Raw genomic sequence first — 24421 nt, forward strand, 5'->3', positions numbered from 1 at the left:
GTCAGTTCTCAAAGTGGCTCCGCAGATAGTCCCAGGCATCAACCTCGGTTCCATCCTCAAGGATGCACACGCCGTATTCCGATCCATCGGAGTTCTTGCGGATCTGATACTCGCCGCCGTTTTCGATGCAGAAGGTCGCAGCCGGATTTGCCATTGTGGTCTTGGTTGTCGCGTGAGCAAAGCTGCCCGAGATAGCGAGAGAGACAGCTGCGGTCAGGACTATGCGTTTCATCGAAATCTCCGAGTGAAAAAAAACCGGTTGCGCCAGAATTGCAGGTTTCCACCGGAATTCAACCCGCATGCGGCCCGCGAATTGCATCGTTCCGCCTTGTTATTGCCGTTTGCAGGGCCTAGGACCGCGATATGAGAATCTTGTTCCTGGGTGACGTGATGGGGCGCGCGGGCCGCGCCGCAGTTCAACAGCATCTGCCCCGTCTGCGCGACGAGTGGCGGCTGGATTTCGTGGTGGTCAACGGCGAGAATGCCTCGAACGGCATGGGGTTGACCGGCGATCATGCCAAGCTGCTGCTGGAGTCGGGCGCAGATTGTCTGACGTTGGGCGACCACGCTTTCGACCAGAAAGACATGCTGCAATTCATCGAACGCGAACCCCGGATCGTGCGCCCTGTGAATTTCGCCAAGGGTGCTCCCGGTCGCGGACATCGACTGTTCACCGCGCCGGGCGGACGCAAGGTGTTGGTGGTTCAGGTGCTGGGACAGGTGTTCATGAAACGGCCGTTCGACGATCCGTTCTCGGCGGTGGAACCGATCCTGAAGTCCCACCCGCGGGGCGGTCAGGCGCAGGCCATCATCGTGGACATGCATTGCGAGGCGACTTCGGAGAAGATGGCCATGGGCCACTACTGCGACGGACGCGCCAGCCTTGTCGTGGGAACCCATACCCATGTTCCGACCGCCGATGCCCAGATCCTGCCCGGCGGTACCGCTTACCTGACCGATGCGGGCATGTGCGGCGACTATGACTCGGTGATCGGAATGGACAAGCAGGAGCCGATGCGCCGCTTCATCACGGGGATGCCCAAGGCTCGGTTCACCCCGGCCAATGGCGAAGCGACGCTTAGCGGCGTTTTCGTAGAAACTGATGACCGTGACGGGCAAGCCAAGACGATCAGCATGGTCCGGGTTGGCGGGCGCCTGCAGCAGGCAGCACCGTGAACGCACGTCAGGCTTGCTCTGCAGCCTGCAATACGTGAAACTGATCCACAGGCGCTTGGGCCGGGGCAGGTTTCGGACAGAACACCACGAATGCAACTCCTTCAATTGTCAGATATGGGCAGCGCGATACTTGCGCTGGCGGTTGTTGCGGGCATGTTCATCATGTTCATGCGCGAGGTCTATCCGACCGAGGTCGTTGCCATAGGCGGCGTTTCGGTGATGCTGGTCACCGGCGTGCTTCCCTACCAAAGCGCACTGGCGGTTCTGTCGAACCCGGCGCCCTGGACCATCGCGGCGATGTTCATCATCATGGGCGCCCTCGTCCGGACCGGTGCCCTGCACGCCTTTACAGCGACGGCGCAGAAACAGGCGCAGGTCAACCCGCGCATTGCCATCGGTTTGCTGATGGCATTTGTCGTCCTGGCCTCGGCGGTCGTGTCGAACACGCCCGTCGTCGTCGTGATGATCCCGGTGTTCATCCAGATTGCCCGCACGCTGAATATTTCAGCGTCGAAGCTGCTGATCCCGCTCAGCTACGCTGCGATTCTCGGCGGGACGCTGACCCTGATCGGAACCTCGACGAACCTGTTGGTCGATGGTGTGGCCCGGGCACAGGGCCTGCCGGCCTTCACGATTTTCGAGGTCACGCCGTTGGGCATCATTCTTGTCATCTACGGCATGATTTACCTGCGCTTCATCGCGCCGCGCCTTCTTCCCGAGCGTGACAGCATGGCAACCATGCTCAGCGATCGGTCGAAGATGAAATTCTTCACCGAAGCAGTCATTCCGCCCGACAGCAACCTGATCGGCCGTGAAGTGACCGGCGTGCAGCTGTTCAAACGTCCAGGCGTGCGGCTCATCGACGTGATACGCGGCGACGAGTCGTTGCGGCGGAACCTGAAAGGGGTCGAACTGAAGGTCGGTGACCGCGTGGTGTTGCGCACGGAAATGACCGAGCTGCTGAGCCTGCAAAGCAACAAGGAACTCAAGCGCGTTGATCAAGTTTCGGCGGTCGAAACACGTACGGTTGAGGTTCTGATCACCCCCGGTTGTCGCATGGTCGGGCGCACATTGGGTGCGTTGCGGCTGCGTCGTCGCTATGGGGTTTACGTCTTGGCCGTGCACCGGCGAAATCAGAATATCGGGGGGCAACTTGACGATCTGGTCGTCCGGGTCGGTGATACGCTGCTGCTCGAAGGCTCGCCGGCCGATATCAGCAAACTGGCTGCCGACATGGACATGGTCGACGTCACCCAGCCGTCGGCCCGCGCCTTCCGGCGCGGTCATGCTCCGATCGCGATTGCTGCGCTGATTGGGATCGTGGTGTTGGCGGCGCTCGGCGTGGCGCCGATTTTCCTGCTGTCGATTCTGGCGGTTGCGGTTGTGCTGCTGACGCGATGCATCGACGCGGACGAGGCGTTTTCCTTTGTCGAAGGCCGTCTGCTAGCGCTGATCTTTGCCATGCTGGCGATCGGGGCTGCGCTGGACAGCTCGGGTGCGGTCACCCTGATCGCCAACGCGATTGCACCGTCCTTTGCCAACCTGCCGCCGTTCCTCATCGTCTGGGCGATCTATCTGCTGACCTCTGTGCTGACGGAACTGGTCTCGAACAACGCGGTGGCGGTTGTCGTGACGCCGATCGCCATCGGTCTGGCGCAGGCTGTGGGGGTGGATCCGCGGCCGCTGGTGGTTGCGGTGATGGTCGCGGCTTCGGCCTCGTTTGCAACGCCGATCGGGTATCAGACCAACATGATGGTCTACGGCCCCGGCGGGTACCGGTTCACGGACTTCATGAAGGTCGGGATTCCGCTGAACCTGACGGTTGGATTGCTGGCTTCGCTGATCATCCCCTTCCTCTGGCCGCTTTGATCTCCGGCACGAATTTGCCGCTTGGAACTGAAAAACCTTGTAAATCGCGCTGATGTCCCGATCTTTTGTGCTGGAAACTGGTGACAAAGGGATCGGACAATGCAAACCGCAAAAAGCCTGCTGGCAGGAACCGCGTTGTGGGCAGCCGTGTGGGGCGCCGCCCAGGCGGGGACCGTCGAGGGAACAGCCACATATCGCGAACGTATCGCGGTTCCGCCCGGGGCAACCCTGTTCGTCGAACTGCAGGACGTTTCACTGGCTGACGCGCCAGCCGTCACGCTGGCTGCGCAGCGCTATGCTTTGACGGGCGTGCCTGCCCAGTTCGCGCTGACCTATGACGACGCGTTGATTCAGGATCGGCACCGCTATGTGGTGCGAGCCTCGGTGCATCAGGACGGCAAGCTGCTGTTCACCACCGATACCGCTTACCCGGTTCTGACCAACGACGCCGGAAACTCGGTCGATCTGGTCATGGTCAAGGTGCAGGAACGGGGTGCGGCGATGCTTGAGAACACGCAATGGACCGCAACCGAGGTGAACGGCGTTGCGCTGGACACCGAGAAACGCCCGCAGATTACCTTTGCCGAGGGCGGAGCCTTTGGGGGAACAGGCGGTTGCAACCGGTTCAGCGGACAGGCCGAGATATCGGGCAAGTCGATTTCCTTCCCCGACAACATGGCCGCCACTCTGATGGCCTGCCCGCCGCCGCTGGACGAGGTTGAGCGGGAATTCCTTGCCGCTCTGCCAAAGGTCGCAAGCTTTGTTCAGCGCGGGGACACTCTGGTTCTTCTCGATGCGGCAGGTGAACCGGTTCTGCAGTTCCGCCGCGACCAATAATGCCCAAGGGCCGTCAGGCGACGGCCCTCGACCGCCCGGCATTGCGGCCCGAGAAGATGCATCCGCCCAGGAACGTGCCCTCGAGCGCGTTGTAGCCGTGATAGCCCCCGCCGCCGAAACCCGCGACTTCGCCGGCCGCGAACAGGCCGGGCACCATGTGGCCGTCCGCCCCGATCATCTGACTGTCCAGATTGGTCTGCAAACCACCCAGCGTCTTGCGGGTCAGCACATGCAGCTTGACCGCGATCAGCGGGCCGTTTTTCGGATCGAGGAACTTGTGCGGTTTGGCGGTGCGGATCAGCTTGTCACCGCGATAGTTCCGCGCCGCCAGGATCGCCATCATCTGAGCATCTTTCGAGAACGGATTGTCCACCTGTGAATCGCGGGCTTCGATCTGGGCGCGCAGATGCGCCTCGTCGATCAGGCCGCCGCCCAGATGGTTCATCCCGTTCACCAGTTCGGTCAGCGTGTTGGCGACAACGAAATCCTCGCCCTTTTCCTTGAACGCTTCGACCGGCCCGGTGGCCTTCGACCCCGAAAGGACCCGCTGACGGATCACTTCCTTCCAACTGCCCGAGGTGAAATCGGGGTTCTGTTCAGACCCGGACAGCGCGAATTCTTTCTTGATGACCTTCTGGGTCAGAACGAACCAACTGTATTCATAGCCGGTTTTCAGGATCTCGCGCAGGGTGCCCAGCGTGTCGAACCCGGGCAGGCAGGGGGGCTGCAGCCGGTTGCCGCGCGCATCGAACCACATGGAGCTGGGGCCGGGCAGGATGCGGATACCATGCGCGGGCCAGATCGGGTCCCAGTTGCGCACGCCTTCGGTGTAGTGCCACATTCGGTCGCCGTTGATCACGTGGCCGCCGGCCTTTTCACTGATCGCGATCATCCGACCATCCACATGGAAGGGCACACCCGCCACCATGTCCTTGGGCGGTTCGCCCAGGCGGTCGCGGGGCCAACTCTGGCGCACCATCTCGAAATTGCCGCCGATCCCGCCCGAGGTGACGATGACCGATGGGGCGTAGACCTCGAACTCGCCCACTTCGTCGCGGTTGGTCTTGCCGCCGCGCTGGGCCGCGTCATCGGCCAGAACCTCGCCCGAGACGCCCTTGGCCTCGCCGTTCTGCATGATGATGTGACTGACCTGATGGCGGAACTTCAACTGGATCAGGCCGGCGCTGACATGCTCGCGGACCCGGCGGATGAAATGCTCCAGCACGCCCGGGCCGGTGCCCCAGGTGATATGGAACCGCGGGACCGAGTTGCCGTGACCGTCGGCATAGGACCCGCCGCGTTCCGCCCAGCCGACCACGGGAAACCAGCGCAGGCCCATCTGGTGCAGCCAGGGGCGCATCTCGCCGGCGGCGAATTCGACATAGGCCTCGGCCCATTTGCGGGGCCAGGCGTCCTCGTCCCGGTCGAACTGGGCGCTGCCCATCCAGTCGCGCAGGGCCAGGTCGCGGCTGTCGCGGATACCCATACGGCGCTGCTCGGGCGTGTCGACCATGAACAGGCCGCCAAGGCTCCAGAATGCCTGACCGCCCAGGAAATGCTCGGGTTCCTGGTCCAGCACGATCACCTTCTTGCCGCGGTCACCCAGTTCGGCTGCCGCGGCCAGCCCGGCCAGCCCGCCGCCCACGACGATCGCATCAGCAGTGTTTTCGGTCATGCTCTGTCCTTTCAGCGGTTGCGGTACCAGGCGATGAAGGGGATCGCGACGGCGTACATTGTGATCCCGTAGACGGCCGAGGGCAGGGCCAGCGGGCTGAAGCCGCTTTCGGTTCCCGTGATCAGGGCCGCCAGCGTGATGCCTAGGGTCGAGTTCTGGATGCCGGTTTCGATCGAGATGGTCTTGGCCTCATTCCACGACAGTTTCGCCGCCCGCGCCAGCCCCAATCCGATCAGCAGCAGCGCGAGGTTCAGCGAGATCAGCCCGGCGCCCATGATGCCCAGATTGTCGACGAACAGTTGCCAGTTTCCAGCCAGCGCAGCGATCACGATCAGCACGAACAGGATGGTGGCCAGTTTCGAAAGGGGGCCGTCGATCCGGTTGGCAAAACCGGTTGCAAAATGGCGCAGGCCAACGCCGATGGCGACGGGCAGGGTGGTGATCAGGAACATCGCCAGCGCCAAACCGCTGATCGACACCTCGGGCGCGTCTTCGCCCATGAAGTGGTCGATCGACCAGGCCGCCAGAACCGGCACCGTGACGATCGACAGCAGGCTGATCACCGCCGTCAGGCTGACCGACAGCGCCACATCGGCCTTCGCCAGCTTCGACAGAATGTTGCTGGTGACACCGCCCGGGCAAAAGCTGAGCAGCATGAACCCGACCGCAATCGCTGGCGGCAGCGCGAACAGCTTGACCGTGACGAAGGCCGCGACCGGCAGCAGAACGACCTGGCAGACCGCGCCGATCGCAAACGGATAACGCCGACTGATCACGCGCCGGAAATCCGCCGCCTCAAGCCCGATGCCCAAAGACAGCATGATGATGGCCAGCGAAACCGGCAGGCCCACGTTTATCAGAAGATCCAAAACAACCCCTCCCAAAGTCGTTTCGGTCCAACCTAAGCGCGCGGTCCCCGGTCAGGCAACCGCGCCGTTGGGTCACCCGTAGCGCTGGGCGAAACGGCGCAGGATTTCGCCGGGCTGCGTGACCTCGGCCGCGTGGCAGCGTTCGATCAGCGGCTGGGCGTCCTCGGGACGGAAATAGCCGTGGTCCTTGTAGATGTGGATGCGCTGCTCAAAGTCCTTGGCGTCGGCTTCGGGGTGGAACTGCGTGGCATAGACATTCTGGCCCCAGCGGATCATCTGGAACGGGCAGGGGTCTGACGCGACCAGATGCACGCAGCCCGCGGGCAGGGCCTGCACTGCCTCTTTGTGGCCGACGAAGGCATCGAATTCGGGTTCGAGACCGGCGGTCAGCGGGTCGCGGGCGCCATCCTCGGTCAGGTGGCAGCGCGACGGACCTACCGGCTCGCCATAGCGGTCCTTGCTGACCGGCGCGCCCAGATGCGCGGCCAGAATACCCAGGCCATAACAGCAGCCCATGAAAGGATGATCGTGCGCCGTGATCTGCGGCATCAGCCCCATGATCGCACCCTCGATCCGGGCATCCATCTGAGATTTGCTGGCCGGGTCGTCGCTGACGCAGCCCGGCCCGCCGCCCACGATCACGCCGGCATAGTCGGTCACGTCAAGACCTCCGGGCAGGGCCTCGCAATCCAGCCGGATGCGGTGGGTGCGCTCGGGCGTCAGCCCGGACCGGTTCAGGATCGAGGCATATTCGGCATCCGAGGCATCGGTCTCGGCGCGCAGCTGCAGGATCAGAAAGCGTTTCATGCGCTGCCCTTAGCGCGCGGTCCGCCGGTCACGCAAGCCCTCACAGCGGCCAGAACACGAGGATCGCCGGCACCGAAACCGCCACGATCAGAATTTCCAGGGGCAGACCCATGCGCCAATAATCGCCAAAACGATAGCCGCCGGGCCCCAGCACCAGCGTATTGTTCTTGTGCCCGATCGGGGTGAGGAACGCCGCCGAGGCGGCCACCGCGACCGTCATCAGGAAGGGATCGGGCGAAACCTCGAGCGTGCGCGCCATCTGGATGCCCACCGGCGCGGCCACGATTGCGGTTGCGGTGTTGTTCAGCACGTCCGACAGCGTCATGGTCACGACCATCAGAACCGTCAGAATGGCCCAGGCCGGCAGGCCGTCGGTCAGTTGGACCAGCGCATTCGCGATCAGTTCCGTCCCGCCCGAGCTTTCCAGCGCGCTGCCCAGCGGAATCATCGAGCCTAGCAGGACCACGACCGGCCATTCGATCTGATTGTAGATCTCGGTAATCGGGATGATCTTGGTCAGGACATAGGCGATCACTACAAGCCCCAGCGCAATGGGCAGGTAGATCAGGCCGATGCTGGCGGCCAGAACGGCAGCGGCGAACAGGCCGATGGCCAGCCACGCTTTGTCATTCGCGGTCACGTTCAGGCCGCGTTGGGCCAGAGGCAGGCAGCCGAGCCACTCGGTCACGTCCGCGCCCCGGTCGCGCGGGCACAGCAACAGCAGGATGTCGCCCGGCTGTACCTCGGTCTTGCGGACCTGTTGGGTGATGCGCCGGCCTTGGCGGGAAATGCCCATCAGGATCGTGTTCTGCCGCCAGGCCAGCCCCAGCCCCTGTGCCGTACGGCCATTGATGCGGGCGCTTTCGGGTACGACGACTTCGATCACCTCCAACCCGTCGCCGGCCGCGGTCAGCAGCTCTTGCCGGCGGGCATCCGAGAAATCCAGGTTCAGCGCGGCGCGGAACTCGTCCAGCGCCTCGGGGCTGGCTTCCAGCACCAGCGCGTCACCTTCCTGAAGGATCGCGTTTGCCGCCCGGCCATAGCGGCGCTTGCCGTCCCGGATCAGGCCGATGATGGCGACGTCGGATTTCTCGGCCACCTCGTCCAGCTCGGCGACGCGTTTGCCGATATGGGGTGACTCGGCCGGGATTGTCAGTTCGGCGATGTATTCCGCCAGCGTTTCCGAACTCTCGGTCTGTTCGCCGCGGTTGGGGATCAGCCGCCAGCCGATCAGGGCGACGAAGGCCAGACCTGCGATGGCCGCCAGCCCGCCAACCGGGGCGAAATCGAACATGTGGAACGGCTCGCCCAGGGTTTCCTGCCGGATCGACGCGATGATGATGTTGGGCGGTGTGCCGATCAATGTTGCCATGCCGCCCAGAATGGTGGCAAAGCTCAGCGGCATCAGCGTCAGCCCAACTGAACGTCCGGCCTTTCGCGCGGTCTGAATGTCGACAGGCATCAGCAGCGCAAGCGCCGCCACGTTGTTCATGAAGGCGGATAGTACGGCTCCGATCCCACCCATCAGTGCGATATGCGCGCCGAGGCCCCGCGAGGCATCGACCAGCGTGCGGGTGATCAGGAACACCGCACCCGACCGCACCAACCCGGCCGAGACCACAAGCACCAGCGCCACTATGATCGTGGCCGGATGGCCGAACCCTGCAAAGGCTTTGTCAACCGGCACAACACCCAGTATCACGCCGACCATCAAGGCGGCAAACGCCACAAGGTCATAGCGGAACCGACCCCACAGCAGCAGACCGAATACGGTAATAAAGAGTGCAAAGAGAATGATCTGATCTGTCGTCATTGGGCCACCATAAACGCGCTGACTGCACGAGCAAGCGGGTGTCTTGATCCTTTGCCCCGCAAACGTCTATATGTGCGCCGAATACGCAATCACGATTACGAGGACGCAACATGGCAGGCCACTCAAAATGGGCCAACATCCAGCACCGCAAGGGGCGCCAGGACGCCGCGCGGTCCAAGCTGTTTTCCAAGCTGTCGAAAGAGATCACCGTGGCCGCCAAGATGGGCGACCCCGATCCCGACAAGAACCCGCGCTTGCGTCTGGCGGTCAAAGAGGCCAAGTCGAACTCGGTGCCGAAGGACGTGATCGAACGCGCGATCAAGAAATCCCAGGCGGGCGACGGTGAGGATTACGAAGAAATCCGGTACGAAGGCTATGGTCCCAACGGTGTGGCCGTGATCGTCGAGGCGATGACCGACAACCGCAACCGTACTGCGTCGAACGTGCGTTCGACCTTTTCCAAGAATGGCGGAAACCTGGGCGAGACCGGCTCAGTCGGGTTCATGTTCGACCGGAAGGGCGAAGTGATTTATCCCGCATCGGCGGGCGATGCCGACACGATCTTCGAGGCGGCCATCGAGGCTGGGGCCGAGGATGTGGAGAGCTCGGAAGACGGTCATATCATCTGGTGTGCGGATACCGACCTGAACGAAGTGTCCAGCGCGCTCGAGGCGGCTCTGGGTGAATCTGAATCCACCAAGCTGGTGTGGAAACCCACCACCACCACCGAATTGGGCCTTGAGGACATGCAGCGCCTGATGAAGCTGGTGGAAGCACTTGAGGACGATGACGACGTTCAACGCGTGACCACCAATTTCGAGGCCACCGACGAGGTGATGGCGCAACTCTAAGCGCCGCTCTCGGTTGTTTTTGGAGCCCGGCCGAACACGGCCGGGTTTCTTTTTTTGACCGCGGCTCACTTGGTCCTTGGCGCATGTGGGTCCTGCGCATACCCTTGGGGTTGAACCGCGCGGAAAGGAGCTGGCAGAGACCTTGCGACAGACGGGTCGGGGCCGGCACGACAGGACATGACAGGCAAATCCACGGAATTGGAGCGGCGAAATGTGCCGGTTCTGGCAAGCCAAAGCGTGCTGTCCCAGGTGGCGTGGACGATGGGCAGCCCTTCGATCGTATTGCCGTTTCTGGCGGTCTCACTGGAAATGCCCATGTTTCTTGCCGGGGCGCTGGTTTCCGTGCGTCAGGCAGGCAACATGATTTCGGACATGTTCTTTGCGGTCCCTGTGTCCGCGAAGCAGCAAAAGAAACGTTCCATCGCCCTGACCGAGATCGCGATTGGTGCGTGCCTCCTGGCAGCGATCGTGGTTGCGGCGATCGGGGGCTCGCCCATGGTGGCTGCGGCCTTCGTCTTGGCCTTCTTTGCAATCGGTATGATCGAAGAGGTCCAGGCGCTGATGTTCACTGACCTTTGGGGGGATCACCTGCGCTCGAAATCCCGGATCTGGATGAGCTATCTTCAACTGGGGGCAGGGGGGCTTGGGGCCATCGGGCTGACACTGACGTTGCATCATCTGACTTCGGACAACCCGCCATTCTCACGTCACTCGACCGTAATCGCGGTGTCTGCCGGGTTCTTTGTGCTGTCCGGATTGTCCATTCTTGCCCTGGCGGAACTGTCGCGGTCGCAACCCCAGGCGCAAACCGGTCGCCGAGCGGCGGGGCAGTTCCTGTTGGACGCTCGGGCCATGTTCGAATTCGCCTGGTTCCGGCGGTATCTGACCATGCGGCTGCCGCTGGTCGGGGTTTCTCTGTCGGTGCCGTTCTTTGCATTGATCGCAGCCGAGGCGCATCATGGTTCGGCCAAGGGGCTAACGGCGTTGATCATTTCGTCGGCGACCGGCTATCTGGTCGCCGCGCCCCTGTGGCAGCTCGTGAACATGAAATCACACCGGGCGGTCATGGTGGCCGGGTCGTTGATGGTGGGGGTGACGGGCGTCGTTCTGGTTGCGGTTCACTATTTGCATCTTGACCACGACGTTCACCTGCACGCGATCGCCCTGTTCGTGGCGACCGTCGCGACAACCGGCATCGGCAGTGCACGCAAGCTGTATTTCATCGACACCGCGCCCAAGGAACAGCGGGTCAAGGCGTCTGCCGCGATCAAGAGCATTTGCAGACTCGTGGCGATTGTCGGGTCGGCCGGGTTGGCGGCGGTTGCGCATATGAACGAGGTCGCACTGGCGGTCGCTTTCCTCACCCTGTGCAGCTTCTGGTCCGCAATCGCATGCTATCGTCTGGTCACGCCGCAGCCGAAGGATGCGGAACACGCCACCTGAGCCATCGATCACAGCATGGTGTTACGGGTTTGCCAGCACTTGCGCCGCAACTTTCCGGACCGCTCGCGTCAACGGTGAAAGCGCCGGTGCAAGGATACGCCCGACCTGCCAGGTCAGAGGCACATCCAACGGGGTGTTGGGCGCAAGCTCGCGCAGACGGCCATCCGCGATCGCGCTTTGGACCAGATGCGCGGGGTTCATCCCCCAACCCAAACCTGCGGCAGCAGCGGCTACGAACCCGTGAGACGAGGGCAGAAAGTGGGTCGGCGGAGACAGCCGGCTACCCGTTTGCGCATGTATCCAGGCCTTTTGCAGGGCATCCTTCCTGTTGAAGGTCAGGCAGGGTGCCTGCGACAGGCTCTGAGCATTCACTCCGCCAGAGAACCAACGAGCCATGAACTCGGGGCTTGCCGTCGGCAGGTATCTGAGCGTGCCGAGGGCAATGGAATCGCATCCCGGGACGGTTTGCCCGCCCACCGAGATGGCGGCGCTGACATCCCCGCGCCGCAGCCATTCAGCCGAGTGATCCTGATCGTCGATCACAAGGTCAAACAGCATATCATCAACGGCTGCCATCGCGTCTATGAACCAGGTGGAAAGAACATCCGCCGGAACCGCGATCCTGACTCGGGTGGGGCCTGTGCCCTGTTCCAGCGAAAGCTCGCGATTGAGTTGCGCCTCAAGCAGGCCGATGTCTTCGGCATGGCGGGCAAGCCGCAAGCCAGCCGGGGTTCCGGTGCAGGGTGTGCCGCGGTGAATCAACGATACGCCGACCCGATCCTCCAGCGCCTTGATCCGTTGCGAAATCGCAGATGGCGTTACCGCCAGTTCAGCGGCGGCGGCGTCAAAGCTGCCATGCCGCAGAATAGCGGCCAACGCGGCCAGGTGATGTGGGTCCAAGTGCATTAGAAAAACTAATTATGGCTCATTTTCTTTAATTTGATACATGCGTATCTGTCGCGTAGTCAACGGACCTGAACAGGAGGGTCCATGTCTACATCCGTCATCGCTGGCTTTGCGCTTGGCTTCAGTTTGATCCTGGCAATCGGCGCTCAGAATGCGTTTGTCCTCAGACAAGGGCTCCGGCGCGAGCATGTTTTTGTGTTGTGCCTGACATGCGCCGTGTCGGACGCCATTCTGATCGCCGCAGGTGTCGCGGGCTTCGGCAGCCTGGCAACCGCGGCGCCTTGGTTCGAGCCGATGATGCGATACGGCGGCGCGCTGTTCTTGACGTGGTACGGACTGCGCAGTCTGGCGTCAGCCTGGCGCGGCGGCGCCGCGCTTGAGGTCGGAGAGGCGAAGCGTACAAGTCTGCGCGCGGCCTTGCTGACCGTTCTGGCCTTCACCTGGCTCAATCCGCACGTCTATCTGGACACGGTGGTGCTGATCGGTTCGATTTCGGCGCAGTATGAAGACCGGATGGGTTTCGCCATCGGCGCCATGTCCGCCAGTTTCGTTTTCTTCTTCTCTCTGGGATATGGGTCCCGGGTGCTGTCTCCCATTTTCGCAAGGCCCAGGGCATGGCAGGTGCTGGATGTGCTGATTGGTATCGTCATGTTGGCGATCGCCTGGAAGCTGGTCGCAATGTAGAGGCTTGTTCGTCGCCGGGTTTCCGTGTTCAACCGGACCCATGACAACGATCGCCACCCAATCCCGCCCGCTTGCCGGAATGTTCTGGATGTTCAGCGCTGGGCTGTCTTTTGTGGCGATGACAGCCTTGGTCAAATCTCTGGGTACCTCGATGGATCCGATTGAGGCTGCGTTCCTGCGTTATGCTTTGGGGTTGGTCTTTCTGCTGCCAGCCATGCGGGCGATCCTGACCACGCATCTGACCCGCCGGCATATCGCCTTGTTTGGACTGCGTGGGGCCATACATGCGGTCGGGGTCATGTTGTGGTTCTTTGCGATGACCCGTATCCCGCTGGCGGAAGTGACTGCGATGAACTACCTGACGCCGGTCTATGTGACCTTGGGCGCCGCGCTTTTTCTGGGCGAGACGATGGCCTTTCGCCGTATCGCGGCCGTGCTTGTCGCCATCGTGGGCGCTGTAATCATTCTACGACCCGGGTTCCGCGAGATTTCCGCCGGACATCTGGCGATGCTGGGCACCTCGCTGATGTTGGGGGGGTCGTACCTGCTGGCCAAAGCGATGGTGCAGGACGTGCGGCCTTCGGTCGTTGTGGCGCATCTGTCGATCTGGACGACGTTGTTTCTTATCCCTTTTGCGATCGCCGTCTGGACTCCGCCCAGCCTGCGCGACATCGGCGTGCTGTTCATGATCGCCAGTTTTGCAACGGCGGGGCACTATTTCATGACCTTGGCTTTGCAGGCTGCACCCGTCGCGGTGACCCAGCCGGTCACCTTCCTGCAGCTGATCTGGGCCACGCTTCTGGGTGCGCTTGTGTTTCAAGAGGGCATCGATATCTGGGTCGTCGCTGGGGGGACGCTGATCCTCGCAGCGGTCAGTTTCATAACCTGGCGCGAAGCCGTCCTGAACCGCAGTGGCTTGACCCCTCCAAGCCTTGCCCCCAAGCTGTAACCGCCCCGGAGCCCCCAAGGGCAACGTTATTGATTGACGAGTCAATAAAAAGCCCTTAGCGTTTGTTCTGTTGAGACTAGGTTTGGGGGCGGTTATGCCAAAACTCGGAATGGAGCCGATCCGGCGCGATGCGATCGTCAGGGCGACGATTGCCGAGTTGGGGTCCAAGAAGTCCCTGGATGTAACCGTCAGTCAGATCGCCAAACGCGCCGGCATGTCCAGCGCCCTCGCGCACCATTACTTCGGGGGGAAAGACCAGATCTTTCTGGCGGCGATGCGGCGCATCCTTGGCGATTTCGGCGCCGAAGCCCGAACCGAACTGAAGGCCGCGGCCCCGGATCAGCGCGCCCAGGCCATCATCCGCGCCTGTTTCGCGCCGTCCTGCTTTACCCCCGACGTGATCGCCGCGTGGATGACCTTTTACGTTCTGGCCCAGACCAACGATGACGCGCTGCGCCTGTGGCAGATCTATCAGGCGCGGATCCGGTCGAACCTGATCCACGCGTTGCGCCCGCTGATGAAGGACCCGGTCGAAGCGGCCGAGAACATGATCGCTCTGATCGACGGTCTGTACATCCGCGCCGCTTTGTCCGCGCCCGAGGAACCGCAACTGGCGGTTACCCACGCCATGCGCGTCCTGACGACCTTGCTCGAGGCCGAAAAATGACACGACCCAACATTCTGATCCTGATGGTGGATCAGCTCAACGGTACCCTCTTTCCCGACGGTCCCGCCGAGTGGCTGCACGCGCCTAACCTCAAGAAGCTGGCGGCGCGGTCAACGCGGTTTGCCAACGCTTACACGGCCTCACCGCTGTGTGCGCCGGGGCGGGCCAGCTTCATGTCGGGCCAGTTACCCTCGCGCACGGGCGTCTATGACAACGCGGCCGAGTTCCGCAGCGACATCCCCACCTATGCCCATCACCTGCGCCGCGCGGGCTATTACACCTGCCTGTCGGGCAAGATGCATTTCGTTGGCCCCGACCAGCTGCACGGGTTCGAGGACCGCCTGACCACCGACATCTATCCGGCCGATTTCGGCTGGACCCCGGATTACCGCAAACCGGGCGAGCGCATTGACTGGTGGTATCACAACATGGGTTCGGTCACCGGGGCGGGCGTGGCCGAGATCACCAACCAGATGGAGTATGATGACGAGGTCGCCTATCACGCCAAGGCCAAGCTGTATGATTTGGCCCGTGGCAATGATGACCGCCCGTGGTGCGTGACCGTCAGCTTCACCCACCCGCACGACCCCTATGTTGCACGGCGCAAATTCTGGGACCTGTACGAGGAATGCGAGCACCTGCTGCCGCAGGTTCCCGATCTGGGCTATGACAACCAGGATCCACATTCCCAGCGCATCTTCGATGCCAATGACTGGCGCAGTTTCGACATCACCGAAGAAGACATCCGCCGCTCGCGCCGGGCCTATTTCGCCAACATCACCTATCTGGACGACAAGATCGGCGAGATCCTCGAAGTGCTGGAGGCCACCCGGCAGGAGGCGATAATCCTCTTCGTCTCGGACCACGGCGACATGCTGGGCGAGCGGGGCCTTTGGTTCAAGATGAACTTCTACGAAGGCTCGGCCCGGGTGCCGCTGATGATCTCGGCGCCGGGTCTGCCGACGGGCCGCATCGACACCCCGGTTTCAACGATAGACGTGACCCCGACGCTGGGTGAACTGGCGGGGGTGGACATGGCGGAGATCGCTCCGTGGACGGATGGCGAAAGCCTGGTGCCGCTGGCCAACGGCACCGAGCGCGCGGCGCCGGTTCTGATGGAATACGCGGCCGAGGCGTCTTATGCGCCGCTGGTGTCGATGCGCTATGGCAAGTGGAAATACAACCGCTGCGCGCTGGACCCCGATCAGCTGTTCGACCTCGAGGCCGACCCGCACGAGCTGGAAAACCTGGCCGGCAAGCCCGAACACGCCGGCACGCTGCAGACCTTGCGCACCAAGTCCGAGGCCCGTTGGGATCTGGACCGGTTCGACGCCGAGGTGCGCGCCAGCCAGGCGCGCCGCTGGGTCGTGTACGAGGCGCTGCGGCAGGGCGGCTATTACCCGTGGGATTATCAGCCGCTGCAGCAAGCGTCCGAGCGCTACATGCGCAACCACATGAATCTGGACAACCTTGAGGAAAGCCAGCGCTTCCCGCGCGGCGAATGACCTCTTTCGAATTTTGAAGATACGCCCACCGGTGGCAACGCACGGGACATCCGGCGCCACCGGTTGGGGCCAATGGAGACACGACCATGGAAGCAGAATTCGTCATCGTCGGCGCCGGATCCGCCGGATGTGCGATGGCCTATCGTCTCAGCGAGGCAGGGGCCTCGGTTTTGGTGATCGAGCACGGCGGCACCGATGCCGGGCCGTTCATCCAGATGCCGGCGGCGCTGAGTTATCCGATGAACATGCCGATCTATGACTGGGGTTATCAGTCCGAGCCCGAACCCCACCTGAACAACCGGCGGCTGGCCTGCCCGCGTGGCAAGGTGATCGGGGGGTCGTCCTCGATCAATGGGATGGTCTATGTGCGCGGCCATGCGCGCGACTTTGACACCTGGGCCGATATGGGCGCGGATGGCTGGTCCTTTGCGGATGTTCTGCCTTATTTCAAACGGATGGAAAGCTGGCACGACGGTGGCCATGGCGGTGACCCGAAATGGCGCGGAACCGACGGCCCGCTGCATGTGTCGCGAGGGCCGCGCAAGAACCCTCTGTTCAAGGCCTTCGTCGAGGCCGGGCGGCAGGCGGGGTACGAGCTGACCGACGACTACAACGGCGAGAAACAGGAAGGCTTCGGCCCGATGGAGCAGACCGTCTGGAAAGGGCGGCGCTGGTCGGCGGCCAATGCCTATCTGAAGCCCGCGCTGAAACGGCCAAACTGTGACATCGTCCGGGGCCTCGCCACGCGCGTCGTGATCGAGGGCGGCCGCGCAACCGGGGTTGAACTGATCCGCGGTGGCCGCACGCAGATCGTGCGCGCCCGGCGCGAGGTGGTGCTGGCGGCCTCGTCGATCAACTCGCCCAAGCTTCTGATGTTGTCGGGGATCGGACCGGCCGCGCATCTGGCCGAGCACGGCATCGACGTGGTCGCCGACCGGCCCGGCGTGGGCGCGAACCTGCAGGATCACCTGGAACTGTATATCCAGCAGGCCTCGCTGCAGCCGATCACGCTGTACAAATACTGGAACCTGTTCGGCAAGGGCCTGATCGGGGCGCAGTGGCTGTTCACCAAGACCGGCCTTGGCGCGTCGAACCAATTTGAAAGCGCGGCGTTCATCCGGTCGAAGCCGGGGGTCGAGTACCCGGATATCCAGTACCACTTCCTGCCCATCGCCGTGCGCTATGACGGCAAGGCCGCAGCCGAGGGGCACGGCTTCCAGGCGCATGTGGGGCCGATGCGCTCACCCTCGCGCGGGGCGGTGACGCTGCGCTCGGCCAAGCCTGAGGACGCGCCGGTGATCCGCTTCAACTACATGAGCACCGAGCAGGACTGGGACGATTTCCGCACCTGTATCCGCCTGACCCGCGAGATTTTCGGCCAGGACGCGTTCAAGCCCTATGCGGGCAAGGAGATCCAGCCTGGTGCGGACGTGCAGACAGATGAAGAACTGAACGCCTTCATCGCCGAACATGCCGAGAGCGCCTATCATCCCTGCGGCACCTGCCGGATGGGGCGGGCGGACGACCCGAACGCGGTCGTCGACCCGCAGGGCCGTGTCATCGGGGTGGATGGGCTGCGCGTGGCGGACAGTTCGGTGTTCCCGCAGATCACCAACGGCAACCTGAACGCGCCGTCGATCATGGTGGGCGAAAAGATGTCGGATCATTTGCTGGGCAAAGACCCGCTGCCCCGGTCCAATGACCGGCCGTGGATCCACCCCAAATGGGCCGAGGCGCAGCGTTGAATGCATTGTCGGTAAGGGGGATGCGACCGCGAGGGAAACATTCCCCTTCCAATTGATCCGAGTCAAAGTCAGCTTTGGTATTAGGGTCTAGCTGTAGTGCGAAACCAAACTCAAGGAGCGAGCAGGAATGTCCCATACCCCGCATGAACTGGCCGAGGAATTCCCGGACAAGGTTGAACTGATGAGCCAGCTCAAGCAGACCGATGCCCATTTCGCCCGGCTTGCGGACGAATATCACGAACTCAACCGTATGGTGCATCGGGCGGAAACCAATGTTGAGCCGATGGAAGACCTGGCCGAGGGCGAACTGCGCAAAAAGCGGGCCGCGCTCAAGGATCAGATCTGGTCGATCCTGAGCAAAGCGTGAACGAAAAGGGGCGGGAACTGATCCTGCCCTTTTCCGTTTTTTGGGCTCAGGTGACTTCGTAGGGCAGCGTGCCGCGCGTGTGGGCGTCGATCTTCAGTCGGCGCTCCAGCGGTGGGACGGACCGTTGGTGGCAGGTCTGGCGTTCGCAGATGCGGCAGGAAATCCCGATCGGCTCGTAGGCGCTGGTGTTGTTGATATCCAGATTGTCGGCATAGACCAGTGCTTCGGCGTGCCGGACCTCACACCCGAGGGCGATGGCATAACGGCGCACTGGCGCACCGAAGGACCCGCCCGATTTCGACACGTCCCGCGCGATCGAGATATACCGAACCCCGTCGGGTGTTTCCGCCAATTGCAGCAGGAAATGACCGGGCGTTTCGAAGGCCCGGTGCACGTTCCAAAGCGGGCAGGCCCCGCCGAACCGCGCAAATTGTAGCCGGGTGGCCGAATGGCGTTTGGTGATCGTGCCCGCCTGATCGACCCGCACAAAGAAGAACGGGATGCCCTTGGCGCCCGGTCGCTGCAGCGTGGACAAGCGGTGGGCGACTTGTTCGATCGAAGCGCCGAACCGGTTGCTCAGCAATTCAAGATCGTGCCGGTCCTCCTGCGCCGCTGACAGAAAGGCAGTGTAGGGCATCAGCGACGCGCCGGCGAAATAGTTTGCGAGGCCGATCTTGGCGATCGAGCGGGCTTCGTCGCTTTGAAACTTGGCAAAGTCCAGCGTGGCTTCGAGCAATTTGTCCTGGCTGATCAGTGCGACCTGCAGCAGCAGTTGAAAGACCTGGGTCTGCGGCGCAGCGCGCGAGGACAGGCGTAGAGTTTTTGTAGCGTTGTCATAGCTGCGCAGGGCGGGAATGTCTTCGAACATCACCTGAACCCCGCGTTCCTTCAGGCTGTCCAGTGCTGCCTGCCGAATGCCTCCCGGTCCTTCGGCGCGGGCGGCGAACCGTTCAGCGGCCCGATCGACCGCGTCGATGTAGTTGTCGCAGTAGTGAAAGAAATCGCGCACCTCTTCCCACGGGCTGGCCTGAATGCGGGCATCCTCGCGTCCGAGGGCCTCGTCCAGCGAGGCGAGCCTCTCGTGGGTCTGCCGGTAAGCTTTGTGCAGCTCGATGAAGGACCGCGCCAATGCGGGGGCATTGGACGCCGTTAGCCGCAGGTCCGCCAGAGGGGGGATGGCATCCGCGAAGACAGGATCGGCCAACGCCTCGCGCATGTCCGAGACCAGACGCTCGCTGTCGCCGGTGCTCAGCTCGGTTACATCCATGCCGAATTCCTGCGCCAGCGCCAGAACAACCGTGGTCGAGATCGGCCGGTTGTTGTTTTCCATCTGGTTCAGATAGGGCAGGGAAACACCCAGCTTGGCGGCAAATTCCTTTTGCGTCAGCGTCAGACGCGTCCGCATTTCGCGCAGCTTTGCACCTGCGTAGAGTTTCTGAGTGGCCATCGGGTTTTCTTTGCAGTTATTCCGCCTGCGCAGGCTAACTTTGCAAAGTCCCGGGTGCAAGATGGCTAGATGCCGAGTTGACGTTCCCGCCAGATCACGCTGCTGATCGCGACGATGGCCAGAACCGATGTGGCCAACATCAACCACAACAGCGGCATGGCGCCGGTTTCATTGGTCAGCATCGCACCGGCCAGGGCGCTGAGAGCTGCGCCGCCGCCCAGCATGATCGCGCCGCTTAGCCCGGATGCGGTCGCAGCCAGATGTGGCCGCACGGACAGCGATCCGGCGGTTGCATTCGGGATCGACATGCCGTTGCCCAGGCCGACGAATGTCATGAACCCGAAAAAGCTGAGCGCCGAGCCCCAGCCCGCCAGAAACAGAACCGCCGACAACGCGACGCCGATTGCGTTCAGCCAGCAGCCCCAGCGCACCATCCGGTTCACGCCATAGCGTACCGAGTACCGGCCGCTGATGAAGTTCCCGAAGAAGTAACCGACGGCAGGGGCGCCGAAATAGATTCCGACTTCGGCGGCGGTCAGGCCAAAGATCTCGGTGCCGATGAAAGGCGCGCCACCCAGATAGGCGAAGAACGCGCCAGACGACAACGCGGATGACAGCGAATACCCCCAGAACCGCGGAGAGGTCAGCAGTTCTGGATACTCCCGAAACTGTTGGATCAGGGTTTTGCCGCTCTTGGCCGAGGTTTCTCCGAAGTCATGATAGGTCAGCGCCAGCGCGAAGGCGGCCAGTCCGAAAGGCAGCCAGAAATTGGCCTTCCAGCCAAAGCTTTCCTCCAGAACGCCCCCGATTGCGGGTCCGATCATCGGCACGACGGCCATGCCCATGGTGACGTAACCGATCATGGATGCGGCCTGATCCTGGTCATACATGTCGCGTACCGCTGCGCGGCTGAGGACGATCCCCACGACGATAACGGCCTGCCCCATGCGGAAGGCAAGAAATGTCTCGACGTTTGGGGCGTAGATGCACCCCAGCGTTGCCAGCAGAAACAGCACCAGCCCCCACAGCAGCACCGGCCGCCGCCCGGCCTTGTCGGCGATCGGACCGATCAGAATCTGCAGAACGGCGTTGATCAGCAGATACAACGCAATCGACAGCTGCATGACCTTGTAGTCGGCCTCAAAATACACCGCCATGAAAGGCAGGCTGGGAAGGAACAGGTTCATGCTGAGTGCCGACAATCCCGACAGCAGGACAAGCGTTAGCAGCTTGGGCGGAGAGCGGTGCGTAGAAGTGGAACTGAACTGCATGGTTCACTCATAATTCCGGTATTCGGTAAAGGCCATGCCGATGCACAAATATTAACTGATTTGCAATTCCCAGAAATGTAATTGCCAAAAATTTGCAAATTTGCCGAAAAGGCCTTTGGGTGATGCGGAGCAATCTATATTGTCGCCACAAATTTGACAGGGGAAAATCGTGATGAAGGACATCCTTGCCGAGCTTGAAAACCGCCGTGAGGACGCGCGCCTGGGTGGCGGGCAAAAACGGATCGATGCGCAGCATGCGCGGGGCAAGCTGACGGCGCGCGAGCGGATCGAGCTGCTGGTCGATGAGGGCAGCTTTGAAGAGTTCGACATGTTCGTGACCCATCGCTGCACCGATTTCGGCATGGAAAAACAAAAACCTGCGGGCGACGGTGTCGTGACCGGATGGGGCACGATCAATGGCCGCATGGTCTATGTGTTCAGCCAGGACTTTACGGTGTTTGGCGGTTCTCTGTCGGAAACGCATGCGCAGAAGATCTGCAAGATCATGGATATGGCGATGCAGAACGGCGCGCCTGTAATTGGCATCAACGACTCGGGTGGTGCGCGAATCCAGGAAGGCGTCGCCTCGCTGGCGGGCTATGCCGAGGTATTCCAGCGTAACATCATGGCCTCGGGTGTGGTGCCGCAGATCTCGGTGATCATGGGCCCCTGTGCGGGCGGTGCGGTCTACAGCCCGGCGATGACCGACTTCATCTTCATGGTCAAGGACACGTCGTACATGTTCGTGACCGGCCCCGACGTGGTGAAGACCGTCACCAACGAGGTCGTCACCGCCGAAGAACTGGGCGGGGCGTCGACCCATACCAAGAAGTCCAGTGTGGCTGATGGCGCTTTCGAAAACGATGTCGAGGCGCTGGCCGAGGTGCGGCGACTGGTGGACTTCCTGCCGCTCAACAACCGGGAAAAGCCGCCCGTGCGCCCGTTCTTTGACGAGCCGGGGCGGATCGAGACTTCTCTGGACACGCTGGTCCCGGAAAACCCCAACACCCCCTACGACATGAAGGAACTAATCACCAAGGTAGCCGATGAGGGTGATTTCTACGAAATCCAGGAGGATTTCGCGAAGAACATCATCACTGGCTTCATTCGGCTTGAGGGGCAGACCGTCGGCGTGGTGGCAAACCAGCCGATGGTTCTGGCGGGGTGTCTGGACATTGACAGCAGCCGCAAGGCCGCACGGTTTGTACGGTTCTGCGACTGTTTTGAGATTCCGATCCTGACCCTGGTGGACGTTCCCGGCTTTTTGCCCGGCACCAGTCAGGAATATGGCGGTGTCATCAAACATGGCGCCAAACTGTTGTTTGCCTATGGCGAAGCGACTGTGCCCAAGGTGACCGTGATCACCCGCAAGGCTTACGGCGGCGCCTATGACGTCATGGCGTCAAAGCACCTGCGCGGTGATTTCAACTATGCCTGGCCCACCGCCGAAATCGCGGTGATGGGCGCGAAGGGTGCAACCGAAATCATCCACCGCGCCGATCTGGGAGACCCGGATAAGATCGCGAAGCACACTCAGGACTATGAGGATCGGTTCGCCAACCCGTTTGTCGCCGCCGAACGCGGCTTCATCGACGAGGTGATCATGCCGCACTCGACGCGCCGCCGTGTGTCGCGGGCCTTTGCCAGCCTGCGTAACAAGCAGCTGAAGAACCCTTGGAAGAAACACGACAACATTCCGCTGTAATCCGCCGGGGCGCTTTGCCCCGGTTCGATCCACGAATGTTCCCGATTGACCGCTGACACAAAACCGTTTCATGATCCCAGCCACCAGATACGGAACAGCGCAGGAGATGATCCTGGCGCCTGCGACCCCGGAAGGAGGAGCCTGCCTGTGGCAGGTCCGGGGTCGCGCTCTTGTTCTGGCTTTCATGTGTTTTGGATCGCCCGGTTTCGCGCAGGACGGGAACCTGTTGCCGGTTCCATCCGGCCAGCCGGTGACACTTGAGGACGTTCTGGTCGATACCAACCCGGGCGAACTCTGGCTGCGGTTTCGATTTGTCGCGCCCAAGATTGGCGATGAGGTGGGCGGTATCGGCTATGACGTGGCCGCGACCGACATGGAGCATCTGTGTCAGACACTGGCCATTCCTTATGTCGCGCACCATCAACTCAGCCCGGCGCGGGTCGTGATCTCGCTGTCCGACCGCCCGGTGGAATTCGGCAACTCGTCTCCGGACGCGACGCAGTATTTTGAAGCCTACCGGTTGGAGCAATCCGCATGTATCTGGGAGGGACTCTGAACATGATTTCCCGATCTCATGTCGTCGGAGCATTCCGAGAAACTGATGCGGCTTTGGAGATACGCATGACACATTCATCCCTGCGCGGGTGCCCGTCGCGGACCGGTTTTTTGAACGAGGTGCCGGCATGTTGAAGCACCGTGGATTCCCCGGACGGCTGCCGGGAACCGATTTCCAGTTCACGATCCGCCGGGCAAACCCCAAGGGCGTGACGCCATTGACCCGCCGTGAACGCTATCGGGACCGAAAAGCCGCGGACAAGCGTGCCGATACGGCATTCCTCGAAGCTTTGTGGGAGCATTTCGGGGATCAGCCGTTTGAACGCGGAAATCTGGACGCTGGTCGCCTCAGCTGGCTGTTTGGGCGCGAGGTCGTGCCTGCCGAGGATCCGTTCGATCCGGCCAGCTATGATGCGTTGCTGAAGATCGACTTTGAGACCGCGCGGCAATCTTTCCCCGATATCTTCGGTGGGGAGGCGTAGTTCAGCATGAGCCTTCAGCCAAATATCATGGGTTCATCTGCTTGGAGCGCGATCCGGCGGCGACCGGGTATGCGGTCCAGTCGGCGCCCAGTGATGGCTGAAGTCTGTGCCGGAACCCGTTGCAAACCGGGCTCTTTCGGCACGAACCTGCGCGCCGTTTCCGGGAATGGGCAATTTCCAGCCGGAATTTCCGGCGTTGCAATTGATCCGTTGGCGGCCGCATTTTTGCTGTGCAAGGTGATCGGGCCGTGCGGCTCGACTTTGCCTGCGCCGCACATGCACCTACTATTCCGTACCCCTTCCTTCCGCGGGCAGGACCGTGTTTCCAACACAGACCTGCCCGCGCTTTTCTTTGCCCGAACTGCGGAGCCAAGGCGGCAAAAACCTGCGCAAAGCCCTGTTTCACCCCGTTTGATATTGAATAACAAAGCCCGTTTCAGGCATTTGCTGTTCAATTCGACAAGAAACCAAAAGGGGCAGTATACATGCGAATCTCACGAGTTTTCCTTGCGCTCGCAACCTGTGGCGGGTTGGCAGCCTGCGGTGATTCAACCGGGGAACAGGCGCTGCTTGGCGGCGGTGTCGGGGCTGTCGGAGCTGCGGTTCTCAGCGCGGATCCGATCCTTGGCGCTGCGGTCGGTGCAGCCGGCAACGTGCTGTATTGCAAGACGCAAAACAACTGTAACTGATACCGGTTTTCCGGGGCGCGCGCCGTCCCGGTCATCATCTGACGGAACGCCGTTGCGGGGCATCAGCCCGGCAACGGCGTTTTCGTTTGTCCAGAACACAAAGACAGAG

The 24421-nt window shown here is 62.0% G+C and carries 23 protein-coding genes; 15 read left to right on the plus strand and 8 right to left on the minus strand.

Annotation, left to right across the window (positions count from 1 at the left end; all coding sequences use genetic code 11):
* Position 1 precedes the first annotated feature (1 nt).
* On the minus strand, positions 2-232 hold the full coding sequence (locus ACR0CU_RS01920) for a putative hemolysin (RefSeq protein ID WP_170460460.1): 231 nt from the start codon (positions 230-232) through the stop codon (positions 2-4).
* A gap of 131 nt (positions 233-363) precedes the next feature.
* Between ACR0CU_RS01920 and ACR0CU_RS01925 the strand changes: the two genes are divergently transcribed.
* The 3 genes from ACR0CU_RS01925 to ACR0CU_RS01935 all read left to right on the plus strand — a co-directional run bounded on the left by ACR0CU_RS01925 (position 364) and on the right by ACR0CU_RS01935 (position 3882).
* Entirely contained in the window at positions 364-1176 is an 813-nt protein-coding gene (locus tag ACR0CU_RS01925; RefSeq protein WP_170357221.1) for a TIGR00282 family metallophosphoesterase, read from the plus strand.
* Between the two features lie 90 nt (positions 1177-1266).
* On the plus strand, positions 1267-3045 hold the full coding sequence (locus ACR0CU_RS01930; RefSeq protein ID WP_170365626.1) for an SLC13 family permease: 1779 nt from the start codon (positions 1267-1269) through the stop codon (positions 3043-3045).
* Positions 3046-3144: 99 nt separating this feature from the next.
* Entirely contained in the window at positions 3145-3882 is a 738-nt protein-coding gene (locus tag ACR0CU_RS01935) for a YbaY family lipoprotein (protein ID WP_170444802.1), read from the plus strand.
* A 13-nt stretch (positions 3883-3895) separates the two neighbouring features.
* Here the strand turns inward: ACR0CU_RS01935 and ACR0CU_RS01940 are convergent, their stop codons facing one another.
* From ACR0CU_RS01940 to ACR0CU_RS01955, 4 genes are all read right to left on the minus strand, one after another.
* Positions 3896-5557 carry an FAD-binding dehydrogenase gene (locus ACR0CU_RS01940; protein ID WP_170357224.1) on the minus strand — a complete coding sequence of 554 codons (1662 nt, stop codon included), beginning with the start codon at positions 5555-5557 and terminating at the stop codon, positions 3896-3898.
* Between the two features lie 11 nt (positions 5558-5568).
* The gene (locus ACR0CU_RS01945) at positions 5569-6426 is read right to left on the minus strand and encodes a bile acid:sodium symporter family protein (RefSeq protein WP_170365633.1); all 858 of its coding nucleotides are present in this window, start codon (positions 6424-6426) and stop codon (positions 5569-5571) included.
* 72 nt (positions 6427-6498) lie between these two features.
* Positions 6499-7233: a glutamine amidotransferase gene (locus ACR0CU_RS01950; protein WP_480642351.1), complete on the minus strand. Its 735-nt coding sequence runs from the start codon at positions 7231-7233 to the stop codon at positions 6499-6501.
* A 40-nt stretch (positions 7234-7273) separates the two neighbouring features.
* On the minus strand, positions 7274-9046 hold the full coding sequence (locus tag ACR0CU_RS01955) for an SLC13 family permease (RefSeq protein WP_170365637.1): 1773 nt from the start codon (positions 9044-9046) through the stop codon (positions 7274-7276).
* 110 nt (positions 9047-9156) lie between these two features.
* Here ACR0CU_RS01955 and ACR0CU_RS01960 point away from each other — a divergent pair, with 110 nt between their 5' ends.
* Both ACR0CU_RS01960 and ACR0CU_RS01965 read left to right on the plus strand, forming a co-directional pair.
* Positions 9157-9897, plus strand: coding sequence for a YebC/PmpR family DNA-binding transcriptional regulator (locus ACR0CU_RS01960; protein ID WP_170340180.1), 741 nt, complete (start codon positions 9157-9159; stop codon positions 9895-9897).
* Positions 9898-10074: 177 nt separating this feature from the next.
* Positions 10075-11340, plus strand: coding sequence for a permease (locus ACR0CU_RS01965; protein WP_170444808.1), 1266 nt, complete (start codon positions 10075-10077; stop codon positions 11338-11340).
* 21 nt (positions 11341-11361) lie between these two features.
* Here ACR0CU_RS01965 and ACR0CU_RS01970 read toward each other — a convergent pair whose 3' ends face one another.
* Positions 11362-12246, minus strand: a complete 885-nt coding sequence (locus ACR0CU_RS01970) for a LysR family transcriptional regulator ArgP (RefSeq protein ID WP_170390966.1) — start codon at positions 12244-12246, stop codon at positions 11362-11364.
* 84 nt (positions 12247-12330) lie between these two features.
* On the opposite strand from ACR0CU_RS01970, the gene ACR0CU_RS01975 reads away from it, so the two are divergent.
* The 6 genes from ACR0CU_RS01975 to ACR0CU_RS02000 all read left to right on the plus strand — a co-directional run bounded on the left by ACR0CU_RS01975 (position 12331) and on the right by ACR0CU_RS02000 (position 18163).
* Positions 12331-12930, plus strand: a complete 600-nt coding sequence (locus tag ACR0CU_RS01975; protein ID WP_093964771.1) for a LysE/ArgO family amino acid transporter — start codon at positions 12331-12333, stop codon at positions 12928-12930.
* A gap of 40 nt (positions 12931-12970) precedes the next feature.
* Complete coding sequence (locus ACR0CU_RS01980; protein WP_170357230.1) at positions 12971-13879, plus strand: DMT family transporter; 909 nt, start codon at positions 12971-12973, stop codon at positions 13877-13879.
* Between the two features lie 94 nt (positions 13880-13973).
* Complete coding sequence (gene betI / locus ACR0CU_RS01985; RefSeq protein WP_170364644.1) at positions 13974-14546, plus strand: choline-binding transcriptional repressor BetI; 573 nt, start codon at positions 13974-13976, stop codon at positions 14544-14546.
* The gene (betC, locus tag ACR0CU_RS01990; RefSeq protein WP_480642354.1) at positions 14543-16051 is read left to right on the plus strand and encodes a choline-sulfatase; all 1509 of its coding nucleotides are present in this window, start codon (positions 14543-14545) and stop codon (positions 16049-16051) included. Before betI ends, betC begins: the two co-directional genes overlap by 4 nt.
* 86 nt (positions 16052-16137) lie before the next feature.
* Positions 16138-17796 (plus strand): choline dehydrogenase, encoded by a 1659-nt coding sequence (betA, locus tag ACR0CU_RS01995; RefSeq protein ID WP_170444814.1) that lies wholly within the window; start codon positions 16138-16140, stop codon positions 17794-17796.
* A gap of 127 nt (positions 17797-17923) precedes the next feature.
* Positions 17924-18163, plus strand: coding sequence for an HP1242/YdcH family protein (locus tag ACR0CU_RS02000; RefSeq protein ID WP_093964776.1), 240 nt, complete (start codon positions 17924-17926; stop codon positions 18161-18163).
* A gap of 46 nt (positions 18164-18209) precedes the next feature.
* Here the strand turns inward: ACR0CU_RS02000 and ACR0CU_RS02005 are convergent, their stop codons facing one another.
* Both ACR0CU_RS02005 and ACR0CU_RS02010 read right to left on the minus strand, forming a co-directional pair.
* A complete protein-coding gene (locus ACR0CU_RS02005; RefSeq protein WP_093964777.1) occupies positions 18210-19610 on the minus strand; it encodes a helix-turn-helix domain-containing protein in 1401 nt (466 codons plus the stop codon).
* Positions 19611-19675: 65 nt separating this feature from the next.
* Positions 19676-20881: a multidrug effflux MFS transporter gene (locus tag ACR0CU_RS02010; protein ID WP_170436662.1), complete on the minus strand. Its 1206-nt coding sequence runs from the start codon at positions 20879-20881 to the stop codon at positions 19676-19678.
* Positions 20882-21053: 172 nt separating this feature from the next.
* Between ACR0CU_RS02010 and ACR0CU_RS02015 the strand changes: the two genes are divergently transcribed.
* The 4 genes from ACR0CU_RS02015 to ACR0CU_RS02030 all read left to right on the plus strand — a co-directional run bounded on the left by ACR0CU_RS02015 (position 21054) and on the right by ACR0CU_RS02030 (position 24312).
* A complete protein-coding gene (locus ACR0CU_RS02015; RefSeq protein WP_170340194.1) occupies positions 21054-22586 on the plus strand; it encodes an acyl-CoA carboxylase subunit beta in 1533 nt (510 codons plus the stop codon).
* Positions 22587-22656: 70 nt separating this feature from the next.
* Complete coding sequence (locus ACR0CU_RS02020; RefSeq protein WP_170369475.1) at positions 22657-23142, plus strand: DUF6497 family protein; 486 nt, start codon at positions 22657-22659, stop codon at positions 23140-23142.
* A gap of 127 nt (positions 23143-23269) precedes the next feature.
* Positions 23270-23623, plus strand: coding sequence for a hypothetical protein (locus tag ACR0CU_RS02025; protein ID WP_170340793.1), 354 nt, complete (start codon positions 23270-23272; stop codon positions 23621-23623).
* Between the two features lie 485 nt (positions 23624-24108).
* Positions 24109-24312: a hypothetical protein gene (locus ACR0CU_RS02030; RefSeq protein ID WP_093964781.1), complete on the plus strand. Its 204-nt coding sequence runs from the start codon at positions 24109-24111 to the stop codon at positions 24310-24312.
* Positions 24313-24421 lie beyond the last annotated feature (109 nt).

It is taken from the genome of Ruegeria sp. BC2, assembly GCF_056539245.1.

What these genes read in the sequence shown, in the direction of transcription:
- betI (WP_170364644.1), top strand. Translation starts at nt 13,974, where the DNA reads ATGCCAAAACTCGGAATGGAGCCGATCCGGCGCGATGCGATCGTCAGG.
- ACR0CU_RS01965 (WP_170444808.1), top strand. Translation starts at nt 10,075, where the DNA reads ATGACAGGCAAATCCACGGAATTGGAGCGGCGAAATGTGCCGGTTCTG.
- ACR0CU_RS02025 (WP_170340793.1), top strand. Translation starts at nt 23,270, where the DNA reads ATGTTGAAGCACCGTGGATTCCCCGGACGGCTGCCGGGAACCGATTTC.
- ACR0CU_RS01960 (WP_170340180.1), top strand. Translation starts at nt 9,157, where the DNA reads ATGGCAGGCCACTCAAAATGGGCCAACATCCAGCACCGCAAGGGGCGC.
- ACR0CU_RS01925 (WP_170357221.1), top strand. Translation starts at nt 364, where the DNA reads ATGAGAATCTTGTTCCTGGGTGACGTGATGGGGCGCGCGGGCCGCGCC.
- ACR0CU_RS02000 (WP_093964776.1), top strand. Translation starts at nt 17,924, where the DNA reads ATGTCCCATACCCCGCATGAACTGGCCGAGGAATTCCCGGACAAGGTT.
- betC (WP_480642354.1), top strand. Translation starts at nt 14,543, where the DNA reads ATGACACGACCCAACATTCTGATCCTGATGGTGGATCAGCTCAACGGT.
- ACR0CU_RS02010 (WP_170436662.1), bottom strand. Translation starts at nt 20,881, where the DNA reads ATGCAGTTCAGTTCCACTTCTACGCACCGCTCTCCGCCCAAGCTGCTA.
- betA (WP_170444814.1), top strand. Translation starts at nt 16,138, where the DNA reads ATGGAAGCAGAATTCGTCATCGTCGGCGCCGGATCCGCCGGATGTGCG.
- ACR0CU_RS02030 (WP_093964781.1), top strand. Translation starts at nt 24,109, where the DNA reads ATGCGAATCTCACGAGTTTTCCTTGCGCTCGCAACCTGTGGCGGGTTG.
- ACR0CU_RS01940 (WP_170357224.1), bottom strand. Translation starts at nt 5,557, where the DNA reads ATGACCGAAAACACTGCTGATGCGATCGTCGTGGGCGGCGGGCTGGCC.
- ACR0CU_RS01950 (WP_480642351.1), bottom strand. Translation starts at nt 7,233, where the DNA reads ATGAAACGCTTTCTGATCCTGCAGCTGCGCGCCGAGACCGATGCCTCG.
- ACR0CU_RS02020 (WP_170369475.1), top strand. Translation starts at nt 22,657, where the DNA reads ATGATCCCAGCCACCAGATACGGAACAGCGCAGGAGATGATCCTGGCG.
- ACR0CU_RS01955 (WP_170365637.1), bottom strand. Translation starts at nt 9,046, where the DNA reads ATGACGACAGATCAGATCATTCTCTTTGCACTCTTTATTACCGTATTC.
- ACR0CU_RS01980 (WP_170357230.1), top strand. Translation starts at nt 12,971, where the DNA reads ATGACAACGATCGCCACCCAATCCCGCCCGCTTGCCGGAATGTTCTGG.
- ACR0CU_RS01930 (WP_170365626.1), top strand. Translation starts at nt 1,267, where the DNA reads ATGCAACTCCTTCAATTGTCAGATATGGGCAGCGCGATACTTGCGCTG.
- ACR0CU_RS02015 (WP_170340194.1), top strand. Translation starts at nt 21,054, where the DNA reads ATGAAGGACATCCTTGCCGAGCTTGAAAACCGCCGTGAGGACGCGCGC.
- ACR0CU_RS01975 (WP_093964771.1), top strand. Translation starts at nt 12,331, where the DNA reads ATGTCTACATCCGTCATCGCTGGCTTTGCGCTTGGCTTCAGTTTGATC.
- ACR0CU_RS02005 (WP_093964777.1), bottom strand. Translation starts at nt 19,610, where the DNA reads ATGGCCACTCAGAAACTCTACGCAGGTGCAAAGCTGCGCGAAATGCGG.
- ACR0CU_RS01970 (WP_170390966.1), bottom strand. Translation starts at nt 12,246, where the DNA reads ATGCACTTGGACCCACATCACCTGGCCGCGTTGGCCGCTATTCTGCGG.
- ACR0CU_RS01935 (WP_170444802.1), top strand. Translation starts at nt 3,145, where the DNA reads ATGCAAACCGCAAAAAGCCTGCTGGCAGGAACCGCGTTGTGGGCAGCC.
- ACR0CU_RS01920 (WP_170460460.1), bottom strand. Translation starts at nt 232, where the DNA reads ATGAAACGCATAGTCCTGACCGCAGCTGTCTCTCTCGCTATCTCGGGC.